The following is an 18,947-nucleotide window of genomic DNA, read 5'->3' as shown; positions in this document are numbered from 1 at the left end:
TGTCAGGGTTGGTGTGGCCGCTCGTGGTGGGCGGTTAGGGTCCGGTCTTGATCGCGTGGTGACTCTGAAAGCCACTGCCGTTGCTGGCTTGCGAACGAATTGTCCAGCGTGATCAAGGTCCGGGCCTGGCTGGCCTGACTTGATAGAAGCGTGGGCATACGCCATCAACCTCGACTGAGGTGTGTCCGACCAGCCCGGCCCGGAAAAGACGCATGTTCTCCGGCTAGGGAAGGAACACACGCGGTGTCCATGGTGGTCATTGGCATCGATCCGCACAAGTCCAGCCACACCGCGGTCGCGGTCGATCAGACCGGCCGCCGCCTGGGGCAGAAAACCGTGACCGCCGACCCCGACGGGCTGCTGCGGCTGCGGTCCTGGGCCACCCAGTTCGGCACCGGGCCGCGCTGGGCGGTCGAAGACGGCCGCGGCGTGGCCGGGCGACTGGTCCGCACCCTGATCGGCACCGGCGCCACCGTGGTCTGGGTCCCACCCAAACTGATGGCCGCCTGCCGCGCCAGCGCCCGCACCCGCGGTAAATCCGACCCGATCGACGCCCTGGCCATCGCCCGCGCCGCCCTGCGCGAACCCGACCTGCCCACCGCACACCTGGACCAGACCGCCCTGGACCTGCGCCTGCTCTCCGACCGGCGCGAACACCTGGTCAACCGCCGCACCGCCAGCATCAACCAACTGCGCTGGCACCTGCACGACCTCGACCCCGCCCTGGACCAGACCCACCCCCGCCTGACCGGGCCCCGCGCCCAGCACACCCTCACCACCGCCCTGTCCACCCTGCCCGCCAGCGTCCGCCGCGACCTCGCCCTGGACCTGCTCACCGAGATCACCACCCTGACCCAGCAGATCACCCAGCTCGAACACCAACTCCGCACCCGAGTCCAGCCCCTGGCCCCCACCCTGCTGGCCATCACCGGCGTCAGCACCGTCCTCGCCGCGAAAATCATCGGCGAAACCGCCGGCATCACCCGCTTCCGCTCACCCGCCGCCTACGCCATGCACACCGGCACCGCACCCATCCCCACCTGGACAGCCAACAAACCCCACTACCGCCTCAACCGCGGCGGCAACCGCCAACTCAACACCTGCCTCCACCGCATCGCCATCACCCAACTCACCCACCACCCACCCGCCCGCACCTACCGCGACAACTGGACCAAACACCACCCCCACGCCACCACCAAAGCCGCCCTCCGCGCCCTCAAACGCCACCTCGCCAACACCATCTACCGAGCACTCACCACCGACCTCACTTGACATAGAAGCTTCATTCGTGACATCAGGCCGTCGCGGTGAGGGAGATCGAGTGCCAGCCGGTGGCCCCGTCCGGCACGGTGCCCTGGACCTCCCCCGTCTGCACGTAGCCCGACCGGTCCACCGCCCGGCAGTACACCTGGTGCGGCCCCGGCGGCACGTCCAGCTGCACCCACCACATCCGCCAGGTGTCCGCGTTCACCTCCGTGGTCAGCGTCGCGGGCACCCACGGGCCCTGGTCCAGCCGCACCTCCACCCGGTCGATGCCGGTGTGCTGCGCCCACGCGATCCCGGCGACCACGGTCTTCCCCGCCGCCTGCGTGGTGAACGGCTTCGGCACGTCGATGCGTGACTGCGTCTTCACCGGCCCCTCCCGCGCCCAGTCGCGCTCCAGCCAGTACGCCCGCCGCGCCGACCAGGTGGTCACCTCCAGGTCGGTGACCCACTTGGTGGCCGACACGTAGCCGTACAGCCCCGGCACCACCAGCCGCGCCGGGAAGCCGTGCTTCACCGGCAGCGGTTCCCCGTTCATGCCGAGCGCCAGCATCGCGCCGCGCCCCGGGTCCAGCACGGCGGAGATCGGCGTGCCGCAGGTCCAGCCGTCCGCACTGGTGGAGAACAGCTGCTCGGCCCCCGGGCGCACCCCCGCTTCGTTGAGCAGGTCGGCCAGGTCCACGCCGACGAAGGTGGCAGTCGAGATCAGGTCCCCGCCGACCTCGTTCGACACGCAGCACAGCGTGACCGCGCGTTCGACCAGCGGCCGGGAACGGATGTCCGCGTAGGTGACCGTGACTTCCCGGTCTACCAGGCCGTGGATGCGCAACCGCCAGTCCTCGGCCCGCACCTGCGGCAGTGACAACGCGGTGTCGATCTTGTAGAACTCCGCGTTCGGGGTCAGGAAGGCGGGCGTGCCGAGCTTGCGGAAGTCGGCGTCGGCCGGGATCGCCGGCGCGGGCCGCGCGGGCACCAGCGAACCGACTTCTGCCCGCGAAAGCTCCGCGTCGCGGCTCACGCCGATCACCTCACCGGTCAGCGCGGCCACCCCGGCACCCGCCGCGACCCCGGCCCCGCCGACCAGGAACCGGCGCCGGGTCAGCCCGCCGTCCACGGCCTCCTCCGCGACGGCCCGCCCGTGCAGCCAGGAGAACACCCCGCAGCCGACGACCAGCGTGGCCAGCGGCGCGAGGATCGCCAGCTGCCCGAGATCCGGCCGCCGCAGCACGGCCAGCACACCGAGCACACCGAACGCCCCGATGAGCACCAGCCCCGGCGTGCGCGACGCCCGCGAGACCAGCCCGGCGACCGCGGCCAGCACCAGCATCACCAGGCCCATGCCGACGAACAGCGCGAGCTTGTCGTAGACGTAGAAGACTTCCTTGCCGAACTCGGTCAGCCAGCCCGGCGAGAACTCGGCGACGGTGTTCCCGACCGCGACCACCGGTGACGAGTTCCGCCCGAGGAACGCGGACAGCAGGTGCCCGGCCGCGGCCGCCGCCCCGGCGGCGACCACCCCGATCGCGGCCGCGCGCGGACGGGAAAGGCGTGTGCTCATGCCTCCATCGTGGTCACCGACGAGCCGGAAAGCCGCCCTCGCGCCCTTACGAGTGGATTACGCGAGCGCCGCGCGCAGCCGGTCCTCCTCGACCGACCAGTACCCGTGCTCTTCCCCGTCGACCAGGATCACCGGCACGCGGTCGCCGTACTCGGCACGCCATTCCGCGTCACTGTCCACATCGAACGTCCGCCACGCGACGCCCAGCTCACCGCAGATCCGCGCCACGTCGGCCTCCGCGCGCACGCACGCCGAGCAGCCTTCCCTGGTCACGACCGTCACCTCATGCGCCATGGCACCTTCCTACCGGAGCCGGAGACGGCGCAGCTTGCCGGTCGCCGAATGCGGCAGGCTGTCGGCGAACTCGACGCTGTGCGGCACCTTGTACCCGGCGAGCTTGCCCGCGCAGTGGTCCACCACCTGCTGCGCGGACAGCGAAGCACCCGGCGCGACCACCACGACCGCCTTGACCGCCTCGCCGCTGCGTTCGTCGACCACGCCGACCACCGCCGCCTCGATCACCTCCGGCAGTTCGGTGAGCACCGACTCGACCTCGTTCGGGTACACGTTGAACCCGTTCACGATGATCAGGTCGTTGGCGCGGTCGACCAGGTGCAGGTCGCCGTCGGTGTCCAGGTAGCCGACGTCGCCGGTGCGGAACCAGCCCTCGGCGTCCGGCCCGTGCGCGCCGTCCGGCCAGTACCCGGAGAACAGGTTGGCGCCACGCAGCGCGACCAGCCCGGTGCCGCCGTCCTCCTCGTCGAAGCTGTCCACCAGGTCGTCCGGATCGGACGGCACCGGCCCGGCGGTGCCGTCGCTGTCCACCAGCCGCAGCTCGATGCCGGGCAGCGGACGGCCGACCGAGCCGGGCTTGGGATAGCCGGTGACCAGCGTGGTGGTCACCACGGGCGCGGCCTCGGTCAGCCCGTAGCCCTCGTAGACGTCCATGCCGGTGGCGGCCCGGATCGCGGCCAGCACCTTGGGGTGCAGCGGCGCCGCCCCCGAGGTCATCCGGCGCACGGTGGCCAGCCCGGCGCCCAGTTCGTCGGCGTCCAGCGCGGCGAACTCGGCGTACATCGCGGGCACCCCGGCGATCGTGGTGACGCGGAACTCGGCGCAGTCGGCCAGCGCGCGTCGCGCGTCGAAGCGCTCGGACAGCACCACGGTGGCGCCCACCGCGGCGGCCTGCAGCAGGCCGGGTCCCAGCCCGTAGACGTGGAACAGCGGGATCGCGATGAACACCCGGTCGGAAGCCTGGAGCACGGCGGGCCGCACCGCCGAGAGCTGCTCGACGTTGGCCAGGAGCGCCCGGTGCGACAGCATCACGCCACGCGGCGGGCCGGTGGTCCCCGAGGTGTACGAGAGCACCGCGATGTCCTCGCCGCTGCCCACCGGCGCGACCGGCTCGGCCGCCTCTCCGGTGGCGTCGGGTGCGGGCAGCACGGTGACCTCGTCCGCCAGTTCCTCGGCGTCCGGGTCGTGGCTGACCACCAGCGTGGCACCGCAGTGCTCGGCCAGCGGCCGGATCTCGGCGGCCGGGGCCTGCGGGGACAGCGGCACGGCGATGCCACCGGCCCGCACCACGGCGAACAACGTCACCGCGAAGGCGGTCGAGGTCGGCAGCCGGACGACCACCCGATCACCCGGGTGCAGTCCGGCCTCGGTGAGGCGCCGCGCTTCGGCGTTCACCGCCGCGTCGGCCTGTGCCCAGGTGAGCCGCCGCTCGGTTCCTGAATCGATAAGTGCGAGTGAATCCGGGCGGCGTCCGGCGGCCGCCGAAACCAGCTCCGAGACGTTGCCCGCGGTGCCGGACGACCACTGGTGGTCCTGGTGATTCCCCTGTTCGGACGACAAATCCCAACCCCTTCCGCGAGCGCACTCACACCGTAACCAGTCTGTCATCCCCATCCCCCGAAGCGGGGATAAAGCGCGGTCCCGCCCGTTACGTCACGGGAACACCACTACCTACTTCGCGGTAACAACACGTATGCTGCACTGGTCCTGAGGGTGGTCTTGATCACTCGGGAACCAGCCGACGCCTTGCCGATGGGGCCTGGGAGGTGCGAATCGATGAGCCTGCAAGTCGCCGTGGCCGGCGGTTCGGGGGCACTCATCGGCACGAGCGTGCCGGCCCGCGGCGACCTCGCCGCGCAGCGTGCCGCCAGGGCCGAAGCCGTCAAGGCCGAGGCGTGGGACCTCGTGCACGCCGCCCAGCAGGGTGATGCCGGCGCCTTCGGCAAGCTGTACGACCGGTACGTCGACATGGTCTTCCGGTACGTGCTCTTCCGCCTCGGCGACCGCGACCTGGCCGAGGACGTGACCAGCGAGACCTTCCTGCGCGCGCTGCGCCGGATCACCTCGGTCAGCTACCAGGGCCGGGACGTCGGCGCCTGGTTCGTCACCATCGCCCGCAACCTGATCCTCGACCACGTCAAGTCCAGCCGGTTCCGCCTCGAGGTGGTCACCGACGAGGTCGCCGAGGGCGGGGCCAGCCCGTTCACCGGCTCCACCGCGCCGGGCCCGGCCGGTCCCGAGCAGCAGGTGATCAGCCGCGCGACCAACTCCGAGCTGTTCCGCTGCATCGACGAACTGGGCAGCGACCAGCGCGAATGCATTCTGCTGCGGTTCATGCAGGGGCTTTCGGTGGCCGAGACGGCGGAGATCATGAACCGCAACGAGGGCGCCATCAAGGCGTTGCAGCACCGGGCGGTCCGGCGGCTGGCCCAGCTCCTGCCGAGTGGTTTCCGGTAGTCCCGGTTGATACTGGCGGGTACGCCGTAACTGTCGTTATCGGCTGTTCGTTAGCCAGCCGTGAAGTTGCCGTGGGAGCGCGAGCACGACCGGTTCGCGCGCGCCGTCGAGGACCCGTCGTCGGACGACGACGAGTTCCGGCGTGAGCTGGACCTGGTCGGTCAGCTCCGCAGGCTCGGCAACGCGGCGTCACCCGGCCCGGAGACCAGGCAACGCATCGCCGCCGCCATCGAAGCGCGTCCGGCCGTGGTGCCCGAGCCGCGCCGCCGACGGCGGCTGGGTCCCGTGCTCGCGGGCGGGCTGGCCGGGTTGGTCGGCGTCGGCAGTCTCGGCGTGGCGCTCGCCGCGGACTCGCTGCCCGGGGATTCCCTCTATGGCATGAAACTGGCCGGGGAGACGGCCACGGTCGGACTGACCTTCGACGACGAGGCCCGCGCTGGCAAGCGCCTCGACCACGCGGGCGCCCGGCTGGCCGAACTCCGCGAGATCCGCGGGCGCGGTCCCGCCGAATTCCGCGCCACGCTGGAAAGTTTCGCGCAGGCGACCCGGGAGGGCACCGCCGAGCTGACCGCGGTCGCCACCGGCAGCTCGGGCGCGCAGCTGTCCGGCCTGCGGGGCTGGGCCGCCGAGCAGTCGCGCCTGCTGGCCGAACTGCGGCCCGTGGTGCCCGAGGGCGCGAGCGTCGCCCATGACAACGCTGTCGCGCTGGTGGGCCGGGTCGATGAGCGCGCGGCCGCGCTCGCCGAGCGGATGAGCTGCTACCAGATCACCTCCGGCAGGCACGACGATCTCGGCGCGCTGCCCGCCACCGGCGGTTGCGCGAAACCGGGTCCGCCACCGGCCGAACCCGAGGAGCCGCCCGCGGTGCCGGTCGATCGGGGCGAGTCGCGGACGGTCGCCACGCCGCCCGTCGACAACCGCCCGGAGACCGCCACGCCGGTGCTCGACGTGCCCGAGGCACCGGCACCGCCCGTGACCGAAGTGCCACCTCCCGTCACGCGGCCGCGTCCGCCGGTAATCCCGCCGCCACCTGGCGAACTGCTGAGACTTCCCCCACTGTTGCCGGGATTGCCCGAGGTGAGGGTCGGCTGGTAACCCGTCGGCCACTCCGGCTCGCTACCCTGTGCACAGGCGTTCCGCACAAAATCGGAGGCGGTGAGCGTGTCGCGGTGGAGTGGCAAGGATAAGAGTCAGGAGCTGGAGCGGCTCGCGGAAATGGCTGGTGAAGCCTCCGCCGAGGCCGCCGTCGCGATGGAGCAGGCTCCTTCCGCCGTGCTGACCGTGCCCGCGCAGGAACTGGCCGCCGGGGAGGTGGCGCCGGAGCCGGTCGCCGGGCCGGAAGAGGCCGGCCGGGCCGAGCCGCCGGCCGCCGCCGCACCGCCGGACCTGACCGCCGCCGCCTTCTTCGACGTGGACAACACGATGATGATGGGCGCGTCGATCTTCCACTTCGTCCGCGGGCTGGCCTCGCGGAACTTCTTCACCACCTCCGACCTGGCCGGATTCGCCTGGCAGCAGCTGAAGTTCCGGGTCGGCGGGCGCGAGAACCACGACGACATCAAGTCGCACCGGGAAAAGGGACTGTCCTTTGTGGCCGGTCGGACGGTGCAGGAGATGGTCGACGTCGGCGAGGAGATCTACGACGAGCTGATGGCCGAGAAGATCTGGTCGGGCACCAGGGCGCTGGCGCAGATGCACCTGGACGCCGGCCAGCGCGTGTGGCTGGTCACCGCGACGCCGGTGGAGCTGGCCGCGATCATCTCGCGCCGCCTCGGCCTGACCGGCGCGCTCGGCACGGTCGCCGAAAGCGTGGACGGCGTCTACACCGGACGGCTCGTCGGCGACCTGCTGCACGGCCGGGCGAAGGCACACGCCGTGCGGGCGCTGGCCGCCAGGGAGGGCCTGAACCTGCGCCGCTGCACGGCGTATTCCGACTCCTCGAACGATATTCCGATGCTGTCGGCGGTCGGCACGTCGGTCGCGGTGAACCCGGACTCGGGCCTGCGCGAGGTGGCGCGGGCGCGGGGCTGGGAAATCCGCGACTTCCGCACGGGGCGGAAGGCCGCCAAGATCGGCGTGCCTTCGGTACTGGGCGCGGGCGCGGTAGCGGGCGCCGTCGCCGCGGGGCTCGCCTACCGCCGCCGCTGAGCCACCAGCCCACGCCCCACCCACCACACCCGCGCCGCCGACCGCGAGCCTCACGCCGCTGCGTCGGCAGCCGCCGCTGGGTCGCGGCCGCCGACCACGAGCCCTGCCACCGACCGCAGACCGCGGGCCGCCGCCGACTGCAGGCTGCCGCTGGGCCGCCAGCCACAGCCGACCGCGGGCCCTGCGCCACTGACCGCAGACCGCAGGCCGCCGCTGAGGTACCAGCCACCGCTGACCGCGAGCCCCGCCGCCGAGTCACCAGGCCGCCCCGCCGACCACGAAGCCTGCACCGCTGGCTGCGGCGGCTGCCGTTGTGTCGGCAGCCGCCGCGAGGCTTGCGCCGTGGGCCTCAGCCTCGGCCGAGCAGGAACTCCCGCGCCTGCTCCGCCACCGGCTCCGGCGCCATCCAGAACGCGGAGTGGTCCTGGCCGGGCAGCGTCAGCACGGTGACGTTCGGCAGGGTCTCGGCCAGCGCGGCCGCTCCCGCCCGGATGAAGTCCTCCCCGTTGCTGCCGACGGAGACCGCGATCGGCGCGTCGATGGACCACCGGTCGGCGGGCAACGGCTTGCCTTCCTGCAGCCCGCGGAGGATCCGCGCGTCGTAGGCGTAGGTGTGCGCGTACTTGGCCATTTCGTCCCAGGACGGGTCCTCCTTCATCGCCGGGAGGTACTCGGCGGGCACCCGGATCATCCTGGTCATGAAGTACTCGACGGCCTCGCTGCGCTTGCCCGCCCCGACCAGCGCTTCCAGGTGCTCGACGTAGTCGGCGGGGGCCGGCGGCCGCGAGTCGTCGACGATGAACGGCGGCTCGTAGAGGTAGACCCCGGTCACCTTGCCGCCCAGCGCGCTCGCCGCGTCCAGCGTGAGCCCGCTGCCGCCGGACCCGCTGGTCAGCGCCGCGGAGCCACCCGCGACCTCGATCAACGCGGCGATGTCCTCGATCTCGCGTGCCGGGTCGTAGGGCTGCGGGTCACCGCTGGCGCCGCGGCCGCGGCGGTCGAAGCTGATCACCGTGAAGTGCTCGGAGAGCGCGGCGGCCAGGCCCGCGACGCCGGTGTGGTCCTCGGCGACGTTGCTGACCACGATGATCGCCGGGCCGGAACCGGTCTTCCGGTAGGCGATCGTGGTGCCGTCGGCTGAGGTGAGGGTGGACATGTTGTCGGACATGGTCGTTGCTCCTTCGGAAGTCTTCGGTTCGATCAGGTCGGCCAGGCGGTCGAGCGCTTCGGCGTAGCCTTCGGCCATCTGGAGTTCGACGGCCCGCCGCAGCGCGGCGGCGTCGGGGAAGGTGGCGGACACCTCGACGGTGCAGCCGGTGTCCGCTGGGGTGAAGGTGACGGTGGTCGGGAACGTCCCCGTGCCGTCGGCCTCCCAGGTCTCGTCGGCAAATGTGTCCTCATAGGACAGTTCGGCGCGGGGCACGACGGACCCGTAGGTGGCGACGATGCGGACCGGATCGGCCGACTCGTCCGCCGGCGCCATCCGGAACCGCCAGCGCCCGCCCGGCCGCACGTCCATCTCGTACACGGTGGCGGCCCAGCCCTCCGGCCCCCACCACTGGCTGATCGCCTCGGCGTCGGTCCAGGCCCACCAGACCCGGCCGAGCCCCGACCGGTAGGTCCGGCTGATGTGCACGGTGTTGCGTGCCCGGTCGATCGTGATGCCTTCCGGCATTGGTCAATCCCCCTCTTGGTCCGCTGTCTCGTTGAGGAAGGCGCCCAGGCGGTCCATCCGCGCCGTCCACAGTCCGGCGAAGCCCGCCACCCAGTCGCTCAGCTCACGCATCGCTTCGGGGCGCAGGTGGTAGATGCGCTGCTGCGCCTGCTTGGTCACGTCGACCACGCCCGCCTCGGCGAGCAGCCGCAGATGCCGCGACACCTGCGGCTGCCCGAGGCCGAGCGCGTCCACGATGGCGCCCACCGACCGGGGGCCACCCTTGAGCAGTTCGACGATCCGGAACCGGTTCGGCTCCGAGATCGCTGTCATCCGCTGTTGCACCTTGCTGGCCACACCAGTGACTATATACCGCGACACATATACACGCAAGTACATATACGAGATAGGCGCTCGAGACGAGCGTGCTGGTTGCGGCAGGCGAGCGCGGTACCGGTGGCAGGCGGCGTCACCAGCACCGGGACACGTGGTCCACGCCGTCGATCTTCAGGCGCGCAGCCCGCGAAGAAGTCAGTCCCGGAAGATGCTGCGGCGTTGCGAGAGGCGGCGGTACAGGGTGTGCTGGATCGACTCGCGCACCTGGTCGGTCAGGTTGAACACCAGCATCGGATCGTCCTCGGCGTCCGGGCCGAACTGGTCGGTGCGGATCGGCTCGCCGAACTCGATGTGCCACTTCGTCGGCAGCGGGATCGCGCCCAGCGGCCCCAGCAGCGGGAAGAACGGCGTCACCGGGAAGTACGGCAGCCCCAGCAGCCGCGCCAGCGGCTTGATGTCGCCGATCTTCGGATAGATCTCCTCGGCACCGACCACCGAGCACGGGATGATCGGCACCCCGGCCCGCATCGCCGCCGAGACGAAGCCGCCGCGGCCGAAGCGTTGCAGCTTGTACCGCGACGAGAACGGCTTCCCGATGCCCTTGAAGCCCTCCGGCCACACCCCGACCAGCTCACCGGCACGCAGCAGCCGCTCCGCGTCCGGGTTGCAGGCCAGCGTCTGCCCCGACTTGCGCGCCAGCGAACCCACCAGCGGCATGCGGAACACCAGGTCGGCACCCAGCCCGCGCAGGTGCCGGTGCTCCGGGTGCTCGTCGTGCACCGCGACCGCGGTCATCACCGCGTCCAGCGGAATGGTGCCCGAGTGGTTGCTGACCAGCAGCGCCCCGCCCTCGACCGGCAGGTTGTGCACACCGTGCGTGCTGACCCGGAACCACTTCTCGTACAGCGCGCGGAACGGCGGCATCAGCAGCGCGTCGGTCAGCTCCACGTCGAAGCCGAACTCGTCCACCGTGTAGTCGCCGGTGAGCCGGTTGCGCACGAACTTGAGCAGGGTGACCAGCGCGTCCGGTAGCTCGGCCTCGTCAGCCGCGACCGCCGGGGCCGGCGCCTTCGGGAACGGGAAAACCGGAGCGTCGGCGAGCCGGGTCGCTTCCTCCGCGGCGCCTTCCGGCCTGGCGGCCGTCGGCTCGGGGGCCTTCTCGCGACCCGGTCCGTGCAGCGGAATCACCTGCGCGCTCGTGCTCGTGGTCACTTCCTGCGCCCTGCCTTCCCTTCTGTCCCTGACCCCGTCCGCGCGGCTCATCGCCCGCCGGCCTGACCGGTGGCGGCGGCGACGGCCACCTTCCCGGCGAGCTTGGCCAGCCGCGGGCCGTCGAGCACCGGCCGCAGCCCGCGACCCTGTACGTAGTCGTCGAAAGCTTCCCGCGTGGTCCATCGCGGGGTGTACCCGAATTCCTGCTTCAGCTTGGTGGTGTCCACCACCCGGCCGAAATTGAGCAACCGCACCTGATCGGCGGAGAAGTCCACCAGCTTGGCCCCGCGCAGCACCTTGCCGACCGACGGCACCACCCCGCGCGGCATCGGCAGCTCGACCCGGCCGGCCCGCCGGATCGCCTGCGACAGCGTCAGCACCCCTTCGCTGCCCACGTTGAACACGCCCGGCTTGTCCTCGAGCGTGGCCTGCTCCAGCACGGCCAGTGCGTCCGAGGAGTGCAGCAGCTGCATCCGCGCGTCGTAGCCGAACACGGTCGGCACCACCGGCAGCGAGAAGTACCGCGAGAGCACGGTGTCCACCTCGGGACCGATCAGGTTGGTGAACCGCGCCATGGTGACGATGATGTCCGGGCGGCGGCGCGACAGCCCGCGCACGTAGCCCTCCATCTCCACCGCGTCCTTGGCGTAACCGCTGGTCGAGGTGGGAATGAGCTCGGAATCCTCGGTGAACACCGCCTGTGACCGGGAACTCGCGCCGTACACCGCGGCGGTGGACTTCACCACCAGCTTGCGCACCTGCGGTGACCGCTGGCACGCGGCGAGCAGGCGCATGGTGCCGATCACGTTCACCTCCTTGATCGCCGACCGGCGGCCGGGGGCGGCCGGGTGGCAGGTGGTGGAGGCGTGCACCACGGTGTCCACCTGCGCGGTGCTGATGACCTTGGCGATCAGCGGGTTGCGGATGTCGGCGCGCACGAACTCGGCCTTGCCCATGCGCTGCAGCACGGACTTCGCCGGTGCGGTGGTGTCGACGCCGATCACGCGCTCGAAGTCGGGGTGGCAGCCGAGCCGGGCGAGCAGGCGCCCGCCGAGCTCACCGCCGACTCCGGTGACGAGCACGATTCTGGACGGCATTCGGCCCCCTGGCGGGATTGTGCGGACATCGATCTCTCGGGCGGGACAGCCGCAACTCCGGACGCTGTCACTCAGTGCGCGGCTGGTTACGCAAGACCGTATCGCGCTGGCGCACCCGCGATGTTACCCCGCGACGGGCTGGCCGGAAGACCGTCTTACCTGCTGTTAACGCGGCTCAACCGGTTTCGGGGACGGACCACACTAATGGCGGCGGCCCGCCCGGCTGAGCCGGACGGGCCGTTCGCTGTGTTGCTTCGTGGTGCTTCGCGATGCTTCACACAGCAGGTGGAACCTGTGGTTCGCCGCTCACTTGCCCTGCTTGCGACGCTGCATCCGCGTGCGGCGCAACAGCTTGCGGTGCTTCTTCTTGGACATGCGCTTGCGGCGCTTCTTGATGACCGAGCCCACAGGTGCTCCTTAACCTCTCGTCAGTGATCACCCGGCCAGGCGCGATCTGCGGCGCTACCGGACGAGCGGCCTACTAGGTTACCGGTGGCCGGGCGGCCACCGGTCGGCGGGGGAGGTCTCATCCCACGTCGTAGTAGGCGCTGTCCAGGTATTCGTGCACCGCCTTCTCCGGCACCCGGAACGATTTCCCGACTCTCACGGCCGGGAGTTCGCCCGAGTGCACGAGCCGGTAGACGGTCATCTTGGAGACCCGCATCAGCGTGGCCACCTCGGCAACTGTCAGGAACTGGACCTGACGTGGTGGTGTCAGGTCCTCTTGTTTCTTCTTCGTCGGCATAGTCACCGCGTCCTTCGACACGTGTCGCGCCGCTCGGCTTCCCCACCGGCGGTACCGACACGCACGTGCTTCTAGCGAGGGTAGCGGGACAGGTGAGACTAATGCGACGCCTGTCACCGGAAATGGCCCCAACCAGGCCCGATATCGCCAACATTCGCCCGTTTGCTGGCCAGCCACCTGGGCGAACGGGGGGCGGTCAGTCGTGCGCCTTGCCCAATTCGACCGACCGGTCACGGGCCGCTTCGATGGCCGCGAGCAGCGCCGCGCGCACCCCGTGGTTCTCCAGTTCGCGGATCGCGTTGATCGTGGTGCCCGCCGGCGAGGTGACGGCCTCACGCAGCGTGACCGGGTGCTCGCCGGTCTCCGCGAGCATCTTCGCCGCGCCGACCGCCGACTGCACGATCAGCTTCTCGGCGATGTTGCGGGGCAGGCCGAGCAGGATGCCCGCGTCGATCATGGCCTCGACCAGGAAGAAGAAGTAGGCCGGACCGGAGCCGGACAACGCGGTGACCGCGTCCTGCTGCGATTCGGGCACGCGGACCACGCTGCCGACGCAGGCCAGCAGCTCCTCGACCAGGGCGAGATGCTCGGGCGTGGCGTACCGGCCGGGTGAAATCGCGCTCATCGCCGCACCGACCACCATCGGGGTGTTCGGCATCACCCGGACGACGGGCGTGCCCTCGGCCAGGCGGCGTTCGTACAGCGCGGTCGGCAGCCCGGCGCAGAGCGAGACGACCAGGGTCTCGGGGCGCAGCAGCGGGCCCAGCTCGTCGAGCAGCGGCTCGATGTCCTGGGGCTTGACCGCGACGATCAGCACGTCGGCCAGCTTCGCGGCCTCGGGCACGTCGACACCGCGGACGCCGTAGCGGCGGGTCAGCTCCTCGGCGCGCTCCGGGTACCGCTCGGTGAACAGCAGCTCGCCGGGCTTGCGCCCGCCGTGCAGCAGCCCCGACAGGAGGGCCTCGCCGATCTTTCCCGCTCCGAGCACCGCGATGACAGCCATGCCGTCGATTATCACCGGCGCCCCTGCGACCGCCGGGCGGCGGGGGCAGCGGGTCAGGGGCCGGGGGCCAGGGCGAGCTGGCGGGCCTGGCAGATCAGGCGGCCCGCCGAGTCGATCACGGTGGCGTCCGAGTCGAACCAGGATTCGTGGATGGCCCGGCAGTCGACCTGCACGCGGAGCCAGCCGGGCGCGGGGCGGCACCGGATCAGCGCGGTCAGCTGGACGGTCGGCGCCCAGCCCATCCGGCCCACGTTGAACACCACCGGCGGGTTCACGTCCCCGGCCAGCAGCGCGAAGTACGCGTCCGGCTGCCCGGTGCGCGGCCGCACCCACAGCCGGATCCGCGGCGCGTCCGCGGTCCGCCCGGCCAGGTAGCCGACGGTCGACGGGTCGAGCCGGACGTCGCAGGCCTTCGCCAGGTTGAACGCGCCTTCGGCGGTGTTCGCCCCGATCTGGATCGCGCCCGGCGGCGGCTCGGCCGGCACCGGCGGCACGTCCGTCCACTCCGGACGCCGCGTGGGCAGCCGCCCGGTGGTCACCCGTGCCTCGACACAACTGCGCCCGCGCTGCTCCAGCCGCACCCCGACCACCGTGGCGCGGCGGCCGAGCTTGTGCAGCTCGGTGCGCAGCAGCACCGGCCCGATCGCCGGCGGGTGCAGGAACTCCGTCGAGACCACCAGCGGTTCCGCCTGCGGCTCACCGCGTTCGGCCAGCGCCGCCTGCGCCGACCTGGCCAGCAGCGCCAGCAGGAAACCGCCGTGCGGATGCGCGCCGATCGACCACTCCGGCCGCAGATCGGCGGTGAACGTGCCGTCGCCCAGCGAGCGGACCGAGATCGCCGCACCGAACGGCACGGCCTCTTCCGCTGCGCTCACGAACGGCTGGCCAGCGCGCGCAGGAAAAAGCCGAGGTTCGCCGGGCGCTCGGCGAGGCGCCGCATCAGGTAGCCGTACCACTGCTCCCCGAACGGGACGTACACCCGCACGGTCTCCCCCTCCCCGGCCAGCCGGCGCTGCTCGTCCGGCCGGATCCCGTACAACATCTGGAACTCGTAGCTGCCCTGCTTGCGCCCGTACCAGCGCGCCCGCTCCCCGAGGATGTCCACCAGCCGCGGGTCGTGGGTGGCGAACATCGGGTACCCGTCCCCGGCGAGCAGCGCGTTCGCCGACCGCACGTAGCTCAGGTCCACCTCGTGCGCGGTGCCGAAGGCCACCGACTCCGGTTCGGCGTAGGCCCCCTTGCACAACCGGACGCGGGAACCGGCGAGCGCCAGCGCGTCGGCCTCGGTCCGGCGCAGGTACGACTGCAGCACCGCCCCCGCCCACGGCCAGGTGCGGCGCAGCTCCGCGACCGTGGCCAGGGTGGCGTCGGTGGTGGTGTGGTCCTCCATGTCGAAGGTGACCGTGGTGCCGCACTGCTCGGCCGCCGCGCAGATCCGGTAGGCGTTGTCCACGCTCAGCCGCCCGGAGAGCTTCTGCCCGATGGCCGACAGCTTGACGCTCACCTCCGCGTGCGGTGCCAGCCCCTCGCCGTGCAACTGGTCCAGCAGGTTCAGGTAGGTCCGCACGGTGTGCTCGGCCTGCTCGACGTCGGTGGTGTCCTCGCCGAGGTAGTCCAGGGTGGTGTTGAGCCCGTCGGCGGCCAGCCCGCGCACCACCTCGACCGCCCGCGCGCAGCTCTCCCCGGCGACGAAGCGCTCGACCACCGACCGCGTGCCCGGTGCGGTGGAGACCAGCCGCCGCAGGCGGTTGCTGCCTGCCGCGGCGAGTATCGTCGAGCGCACGAGGTTCACGCCGGAAACCTTACGTGTTCGGTCGGCCGAAACCGAGTCACCCGGCGGCCTGCCCGCCGGTAAAGATGATCTTGGTAGGTTACTGCCCGAGGTGCAAACGCGCGTACAGCAGCGCCTCGGCCAGATCCTTGACCCGGCGCGCCCGCTCACCGGCCCGCCGCGTGTTGACCTCCAGCACCACCTGCCCGTCGAACCCGCTGCCGCGCAGCAGTTCGAGCACCTCCGCGCACGGCTGGCCACCGCGGCCGGGCACCAGGTGCTCGTCCTTCGGCACGCCGGTGCCGTCGGCCAGGTGCAGGTGCGTCAGCCCCGGTCCCATGCGGCCGGCCAGCGCGATCGGGTCCATTCGCGCGGCCGCGGTGTGCGACAGGTCGAGCGTGTAGTTGCGGTAACCCACGTCGGTCGGGTCGATCGACGGCCGGAACGCCGACACCCGCGCGTCCCGGTTCCCGCCCGGCGGCCGGACCTTGAACATGTTCTCCACCGCGACCGCCACGCCGCTGGTGTCCTCCAGCTCGGCGACCAGGTCGGCGAAGCCGTCGCCGTAGCGGCGCTGCCAGCGGAACGGCGGGTGCACCACCACCGTCCGCGCGCCCAGCTCCTGGGCGGCCTCCACGCTGCGGCGCAGCCGGACCACCGGATCGGGCGACCACACGCGCTGCGTGATCAGCAGCGACGGCGAGTGCACCGACAGCACCGGCATGCCGGTGCGCTTCGACAGCTTCTTCAGCGCGCCGACGTCCTGGCTGACCGAATCCGCCCAGACCATCACCTCGACCCCGTCGTAGCCGAGGTCGGCGGCCAGCTCGAAGGCGGCGCCCGCCTTCAGCGGCCACACCGATGCGGTGGACAGGCCGATGGGAATCGTCACGCCGGAATGGTCCTACTTGGACAGTAGGAGCAGTGCGGCGGGTGACACCGTGACCACCAGGCCGACCAGCACGGCGAGCACGGTGGTCTGCATGTCGTCGGCCCGCCGGATCTTCCGCACGATCCAGACCAGCGCGACGATCACCACCAGCGCGGCGATCAGCGCGGCGGCGGGCAGCCTGCCCCACAGCCAGTTGAAGCCCAGCCAGACCCCGGCGCCGCCGATCACGCCCAGCGTCAGCTGGGCCGCCATCGCCAGCCACTGCTTGCCCGGTGACGCCTCTTCCTCGGGCAGCTCGTCGACCCCGGCGACGCCGTCGTAGGAGTCGTCCAGCTCGTCGGGCTCGAGTTCGGCGTCGAAGCGGTCGTCGTAGCCGGGTGCGTGGCGCGGGTCGTCGTAGTCGTCGGCGTACGCGGGACCGCCGAGTTCCCCGGCGACCGGCCGCTGCACGGCTTCGAAGTCGCCGGTGCTGAACCGGCCGGAGGCGTACTGCCCGCCGGCGTACGGGTCACCGGGCGGGCCGTCGTCGAGCGGGTCGTCGTCCACCGGCGCCATCGCGGCCTGGGTGTCCTCCAGGCGCGCCTGCTCGCGGCGCTGGCGCCAGCCGGACAGCCCGGCGGGCGGCTCGTCGGGCTCCGGCTCGGGCTCGAACGGCGGCTCCTGCGGCGGGCGCGGGGCGAACCCGCTCTGGTAACCGCTGGCGTACCCGCTCGCATAACCGCTGTTGTACCCGCTGGGCGGGCCGTTGTCCGGCTCGTCCGGCACCACCGGGATCTGCTCGGTGTGCTCCTCGCGCTTCGGCGGCGCGGACCGGCGCACCGGGCTGCCCCGGCGGCGCGGGGCACGCGGCGGCACCGCGTAACCGCCGGTCGGCGGCGGGCCGGGCTCCGGCTCGGCTGGGGGCGCTTCGGCCTCGGGGCCGTCCAGCCCGTCCAGCCCGTCCAGCCGGGCCGCGAGCGCGCCGGGCGGCGGTGCCGGTGGGGCCGGTGGAGCGGGCGGTGGCGGTGGCTGCTGGAGGCGGCCACGGGTCGGGACCCGCCGGGTGGGCGGGTCGACCGGGGACTCGGCCGCGGGCGCGCCACGACGCGAGCCGCGGGGCGCGCGCCGGGGTGGCTCGTCCGGCGCGGGCAGCGGCCCGGAATCCTGCTGGGGCGGGCGCGGGAGCGCGCCGGAATCCTGCGGTGGACGCGGGAGGGCGCCGGAGTCCTGCTGCGCGCGCTCCTGCCGCGACGGGCGGGGCAGCGCGCCGGAGTCGTGCCGCGCCCCCGAGCGGCGGGGGGCGCCGTTGCGCCGGTTCGCCGGGGGCGGGGTGTCGCCCTGGACGCGTTCGATGATCGCCTGCGGGGCGGTGTCGCTGATGTCGCGCCGCGGGGCCTCGTCCTCGTCGTCGGCACGACGACGACGGCGACGTGAACCGCCGCCCTGGCCACCGTGTTGGGCGAGCAGTTCGGCCACCGTTTTCTGGTGCTGCTCGCCACCGCTGTCTTGGGTCATCCCTTCCACCGTGCCTGTCGCCCGTCGTCGAAGTCCAGTCCCCGTCCGCCCAGTGCAGTGTCCTCGGCCCCGTTGGAATGGTCCAGCCGCCGCAGGATCACTCCCTCCCGCAACGCCCACGGGCAGATCTCGAGTTCCTGCAGTGACAAAGCTCGCATGGCCGCCTGCGCCACCAGCGCGCCGCCCACCAGCTGGTGGGCGCGACTGGCGCTGACCCCTTCGAGCTGGGCCAGGTCGGCCGCGGTCATCCGCGAGATGAACGCGATCAGCTGCCGCAGCGCGGTGTCGGTCAGCGTGCGGCGGACCCGCGGTCCCTCCGCCGACGGCGCCGCGCCGGTCAGCCGTGCCAGCGAGCGGAAGGTTTTCGAAGTGGCCACCACCCGATCGGGTAGCCCCTGCTTGGCCACCTTCTTCGCCAGGCCGGCCAGCTGCTCCTCCAGCCAGGCGGAGGTGGCGATCAGCTCGGACCGGCTCGGCGGGTCGTGCTTGAACCGGGTGCGGGTGGTCCGCCCGGCCCCCAGCGGCAGCGATTCGGCCAGTTCCGGCTCCTCGTCCATGCCCATCGCGACCTCGAGCGAGCCGCCGCCGATGTCGAGCACCAGCAGCTTGCCCGCCGACCAGCCGAACCACCGGCGGACCGCGAGAAAGGTCAGCCGCGCCTCGTCCACCCCGGACAGCACCTGCAGGTCGACCCCGGTTTCCTCGGTGACCTTGCGGAGCACCTTCGCCGAGTTCTTCGCCTCGCGGACCGCCGAGGTGGCGAAGGCCATCACCTCGCGGCAGCCCAGCCGCGCGGCCGCCGCCTTGGCCGACGCGACCGCGCGGACCAGGTCGTCCGCGCCCGACTTGCTCAGCTCACCGTTGCCGGTGATCTGCTCGGCCAGGCGCAGCACGGTCTTCTCGGAGTGCATCGGCAGCGGGTGCGCACCACGGTGCGCGTCCACCACGAGCAGGTGGACGGTGTTCGAGCCGACGTCGAGAACCCCAAGGCGCACGGGGGTAAACGGTACCCGGCTGAGCAGA

Annotated in this window: 19 protein-coding genes; 4 read left to right on the top strand and 15 right to left on the bottom strand. The window is 72.0% G+C overall.

All coding sequences use genetic code 11. The annotated features are described in order from the left end of the window. Nucleotides 1-249: 249 nt before the first annotated feature. Nucleotides 250-1,272, top strand: coding sequence for an IS110 family RNA-guided transposase (locus A4R43_RS33305; RefSeq protein WP_113693096.1), 1,023 nt, complete (start codon nucleotides 250-252; stop codon nucleotides 1,270-1,272). 22 nt (nucleotides 1,273-1,294) lie between these two features. Here A4R43_RS33305 and A4R43_RS33300 read toward each other — a convergent pair whose 3' ends face one another. The 3 genes from A4R43_RS33300 to A4R43_RS33290 are packed head-to-tail and all read right to left on the bottom strand — an operon-like array spanning nucleotide 1,295 to nucleotide 4,675. Then, nucleotides 1,295-2,821 (bottom strand): molybdopterin-dependent oxidoreductase, encoded by a 1,527-nt coding sequence (locus tag A4R43_RS33300; RefSeq protein ID WP_113695712.1) that lies wholly within the window; start codon nucleotides 2,819-2,821, stop codon nucleotides 1,295-1,297. Nucleotides 2,822-2,878: 57 nt separating this feature from the next. Continuing rightward, nucleotides 2,879-3,115: a glutaredoxin family protein gene (locus tag A4R43_RS33295; protein ID WP_113695711.1), complete on the bottom strand. Its 237-nt coding sequence runs from the start codon at nucleotides 3,113-3,115 to the stop codon at nucleotides 2,879-2,881. Between the two features lie 9 nt (nucleotides 3,116-3,124). Beyond that, nucleotides 3,125-4,675 (bottom strand): AMP-binding protein, encoded by a 1,551-nt coding sequence (locus A4R43_RS33290; RefSeq protein WP_418190761.1) that lies wholly within the window; start codon nucleotides 4,673-4,675, stop codon nucleotides 3,125-3,127. A 216-nt stretch (nucleotides 4,676-4,891) separates the two neighbouring features. On the opposite strand from A4R43_RS33290, the gene A4R43_RS33285 reads away from it, so the two are divergent. The 3 genes from A4R43_RS33285 to A4R43_RS33275 all read left to right on the top strand — a co-directional run bounded on the left by A4R43_RS33285 (nucleotide 4,892) and on the right by A4R43_RS33275 (nucleotide 7,720). Then, nucleotides 4,892-5,572, top strand: a complete 681-nt coding sequence (locus A4R43_RS33285; RefSeq protein WP_113695709.1) for a sigma-70 family RNA polymerase sigma factor — start codon at nucleotides 4,892-4,894, stop codon at nucleotides 5,570-5,572. Between the two features lie 60 nt (nucleotides 5,573-5,632). Next, nucleotides 5,633-6,667 (top strand): DUF5667 domain-containing protein, encoded by a 1,035-nt coding sequence (locus A4R43_RS44520; RefSeq protein ID WP_113695708.1) that lies wholly within the window; start codon nucleotides 5,633-5,635, stop codon nucleotides 6,665-6,667. Nucleotides 6,668-6,733: 66 nt separating this feature from the next. Next, nucleotides 6,734-7,720, top strand: a complete 987-nt coding sequence (locus A4R43_RS33275) for an HAD family hydrolase (protein ID WP_113695707.1) — start codon at nucleotides 6,734-6,736, stop codon at nucleotides 7,718-7,720. A 349-nt stretch (nucleotides 7,721-8,069) separates the two neighbouring features. Here the strand turns inward: A4R43_RS33275 and A4R43_RS33270 are convergent, their stop codons facing one another. The 12 genes from A4R43_RS33270 to A4R43_RS33215 form a co-directional block, all read right to left on the bottom strand. Next, nucleotides 8,070-9,395: an alpha/beta fold hydrolase gene (locus A4R43_RS33270; protein ID WP_113695706.1), complete on the bottom strand. Its 1,326-nt coding sequence runs from the start codon at nucleotides 9,393-9,395 to the stop codon at nucleotides 8,070-8,072. Between the two features lie 3 nt (nucleotides 9,396-9,398). Continuing rightward, nucleotides 9,399-9,707, bottom strand: a complete 309-nt coding sequence (locus tag A4R43_RS33265; RefSeq protein ID WP_205215122.1) for an ArsR/SmtB family transcription factor — start codon at nucleotides 9,705-9,707, stop codon at nucleotides 9,399-9,401. Nucleotides 9,708-9,905: 198 nt separating this feature from the next. Further along, a complete protein-coding gene (locus A4R43_RS33260) occupies nucleotides 9,906-10,973 on the bottom strand; it encodes a lysophospholipid acyltransferase family protein (RefSeq protein WP_113695705.1) in 1,068 nt (355 codons plus the stop codon). Then, nucleotides 10,970-12,019, bottom strand: a complete 1,050-nt coding sequence (locus tag A4R43_RS33255) for an NAD-dependent epimerase/dehydratase family protein (protein ID WP_113695704.1) — start codon at nucleotides 12,017-12,019, stop codon at nucleotides 10,970-10,972. The genes A4R43_RS33260 and A4R43_RS33255 overlap by 4 nt, the downstream gene beginning before the upstream one ends. 306 nt (nucleotides 12,020-12,325) lie before the next feature. After that, complete coding sequence (locus A4R43_RS33250; protein ID WP_017986394.1) at nucleotides 12,326-12,427, bottom strand: 30S ribosomal protein bS22; 102 nt, start codon at nucleotides 12,425-12,427, stop codon at nucleotides 12,326-12,328. A 118-nt stretch (nucleotides 12,428-12,545) separates the two neighbouring features. Further along, nucleotides 12,546-12,764, bottom strand: a complete 219-nt coding sequence (locus A4R43_RS33245) for a helix-turn-helix domain-containing protein (RefSeq protein ID WP_113695703.1) — start codon at nucleotides 12,762-12,764, stop codon at nucleotides 12,546-12,548. Between the two features lie 196 nt (nucleotides 12,765-12,960). Continuing rightward, nucleotides 12,961-13,767: a pyrroline-5-carboxylate reductase gene (gene proC / locus A4R43_RS33240; RefSeq protein WP_113695702.1), complete on the bottom strand. Its 807-nt coding sequence runs from the start codon at nucleotides 13,765-13,767 to the stop codon at nucleotides 12,961-12,963. A gap of 53 nt (nucleotides 13,768-13,820) precedes the next feature. Continuing rightward, on the bottom strand, nucleotides 13,821-14,642 hold the full coding sequence (locus A4R43_RS33235; protein ID WP_113695701.1) for a thioesterase family protein: 822 nt from the start codon (nucleotides 14,640-14,642) through the stop codon (nucleotides 13,821-13,823). Further along, nucleotides 14,639-15,559: a proline dehydrogenase family protein gene (locus A4R43_RS33230; protein ID WP_113695700.1), complete on the bottom strand. Its 921-nt coding sequence runs from the start codon at nucleotides 15,557-15,559 to the stop codon at nucleotides 14,639-14,641. Before A4R43_RS33230 ends, A4R43_RS33235 begins: the two co-directional genes overlap by 4 nt. A gap of 79 nt (nucleotides 15,560-15,638) precedes the next feature. Then, nucleotides 15,639-16,430, bottom strand: coding sequence for a sugar phosphate isomerase/epimerase family protein (locus tag A4R43_RS33225; RefSeq protein ID WP_236808435.1), 792 nt, complete (start codon nucleotides 16,428-16,430; stop codon nucleotides 15,639-15,641). A 12-nt stretch (nucleotides 16,431-16,442) separates the two neighbouring features. Continuing rightward, nucleotides 16,443-17,924 (bottom strand): hypothetical protein, encoded by a 1,482-nt coding sequence (locus A4R43_RS33220; protein ID WP_113695699.1) that lies wholly within the window; start codon nucleotides 17,922-17,924, stop codon nucleotides 16,443-16,445. After that, nucleotides 17,921-18,919: a Ppx/GppA family phosphatase gene (locus tag A4R43_RS33215; RefSeq protein WP_113695698.1), complete on the bottom strand. Its 999-nt coding sequence runs from the start codon at nucleotides 18,917-18,919 to the stop codon at nucleotides 17,921-17,923. Before A4R43_RS33215 ends, A4R43_RS33220 begins: the two co-directional genes overlap by 4 nt. Nucleotides 18,920-18,947: the final 28 nt, after the last annotated feature.

Source organism: Amycolatopsis albispora (genome assembly GCF_003312875.1).
GTDB lineage: Bacteria > Actinomycetota > Actinomycetes > Mycobacteriales > Pseudonocardiaceae > Amycolatopsis > Amycolatopsis albispora.
This window is presented reverse-complemented; position numbering and strand designations above follow the sequence as displayed.

Excerpts from the sequence above, each read along its gene's own strand:
- A4R43_RS33305 (WP_113693096.1), top strand. The coding sequence starts at position 250 with ATGGTGGTCATTGGCATCGATCCGCACAAGTCCAGCCACACCGCGGTC.
- A4R43_RS33300 (WP_113695712.1), bottom strand. The coding sequence starts at position 2,821 with ATGAGCACACGCCTTTCCCGTCCGCGCGCGGCCGCGATCGGGGTGGTC.
- A4R43_RS33295 (WP_113695711.1), bottom strand. The coding sequence starts at position 3,115 with ATGGCGCATGAGGTGACGGTCGTGACCAGGGAAGGCTGCTCGGCGTGC.
- A4R43_RS33285 (WP_113695709.1), top strand. The coding sequence starts at position 4,892 with ATGAGCCTGCAAGTCGCCGTGGCCGGCGGTTCGGGGGCACTCATCGGC.
- A4R43_RS33270 (WP_113695706.1), bottom strand. The coding sequence starts at position 9,395 with ATGCCGGAAGGCATCACGATCGACCGGGCACGCAACACCGTGCACATC.
- A4R43_RS33265 (WP_205215122.1), bottom strand. The coding sequence starts at position 9,707 with ATGACAGCGATCTCGGAGCCGAACCGGTTCCGGATCGTCGAACTGCTC.
- A4R43_RS33260 (WP_113695705.1), bottom strand. The coding sequence starts at position 10,973 with ATGAGCCGCGCGGACGGGGTCAGGGACAGAAGGGAAGGCAGGGCGCAG.
- A4R43_RS33255 (WP_113695704.1), bottom strand. The coding sequence starts at position 12,019 with ATGCCGTCCAGAATCGTGCTCGTCACCGGAGTCGGCGGTGAGCTCGGC.
- A4R43_RS33245 (WP_113695703.1), bottom strand. The coding sequence starts at position 12,764 with ATGCCGACGAAGAAGAAACAAGAGGACCTGACACCACCACGTCAGGTC.
- proC (WP_113695702.1), bottom strand. The coding sequence starts at position 13,767 with ATGGCTGTCATCGCGGTGCTCGGAGCGGGAAAGATCGGCGAGGCCCTC.
- A4R43_RS33220 (WP_113695699.1), bottom strand. The coding sequence starts at position 17,924 with ATGACCCAAGACAGCGGTGGCGAGCAGCACCAGAAAACGGTGGCCGAA.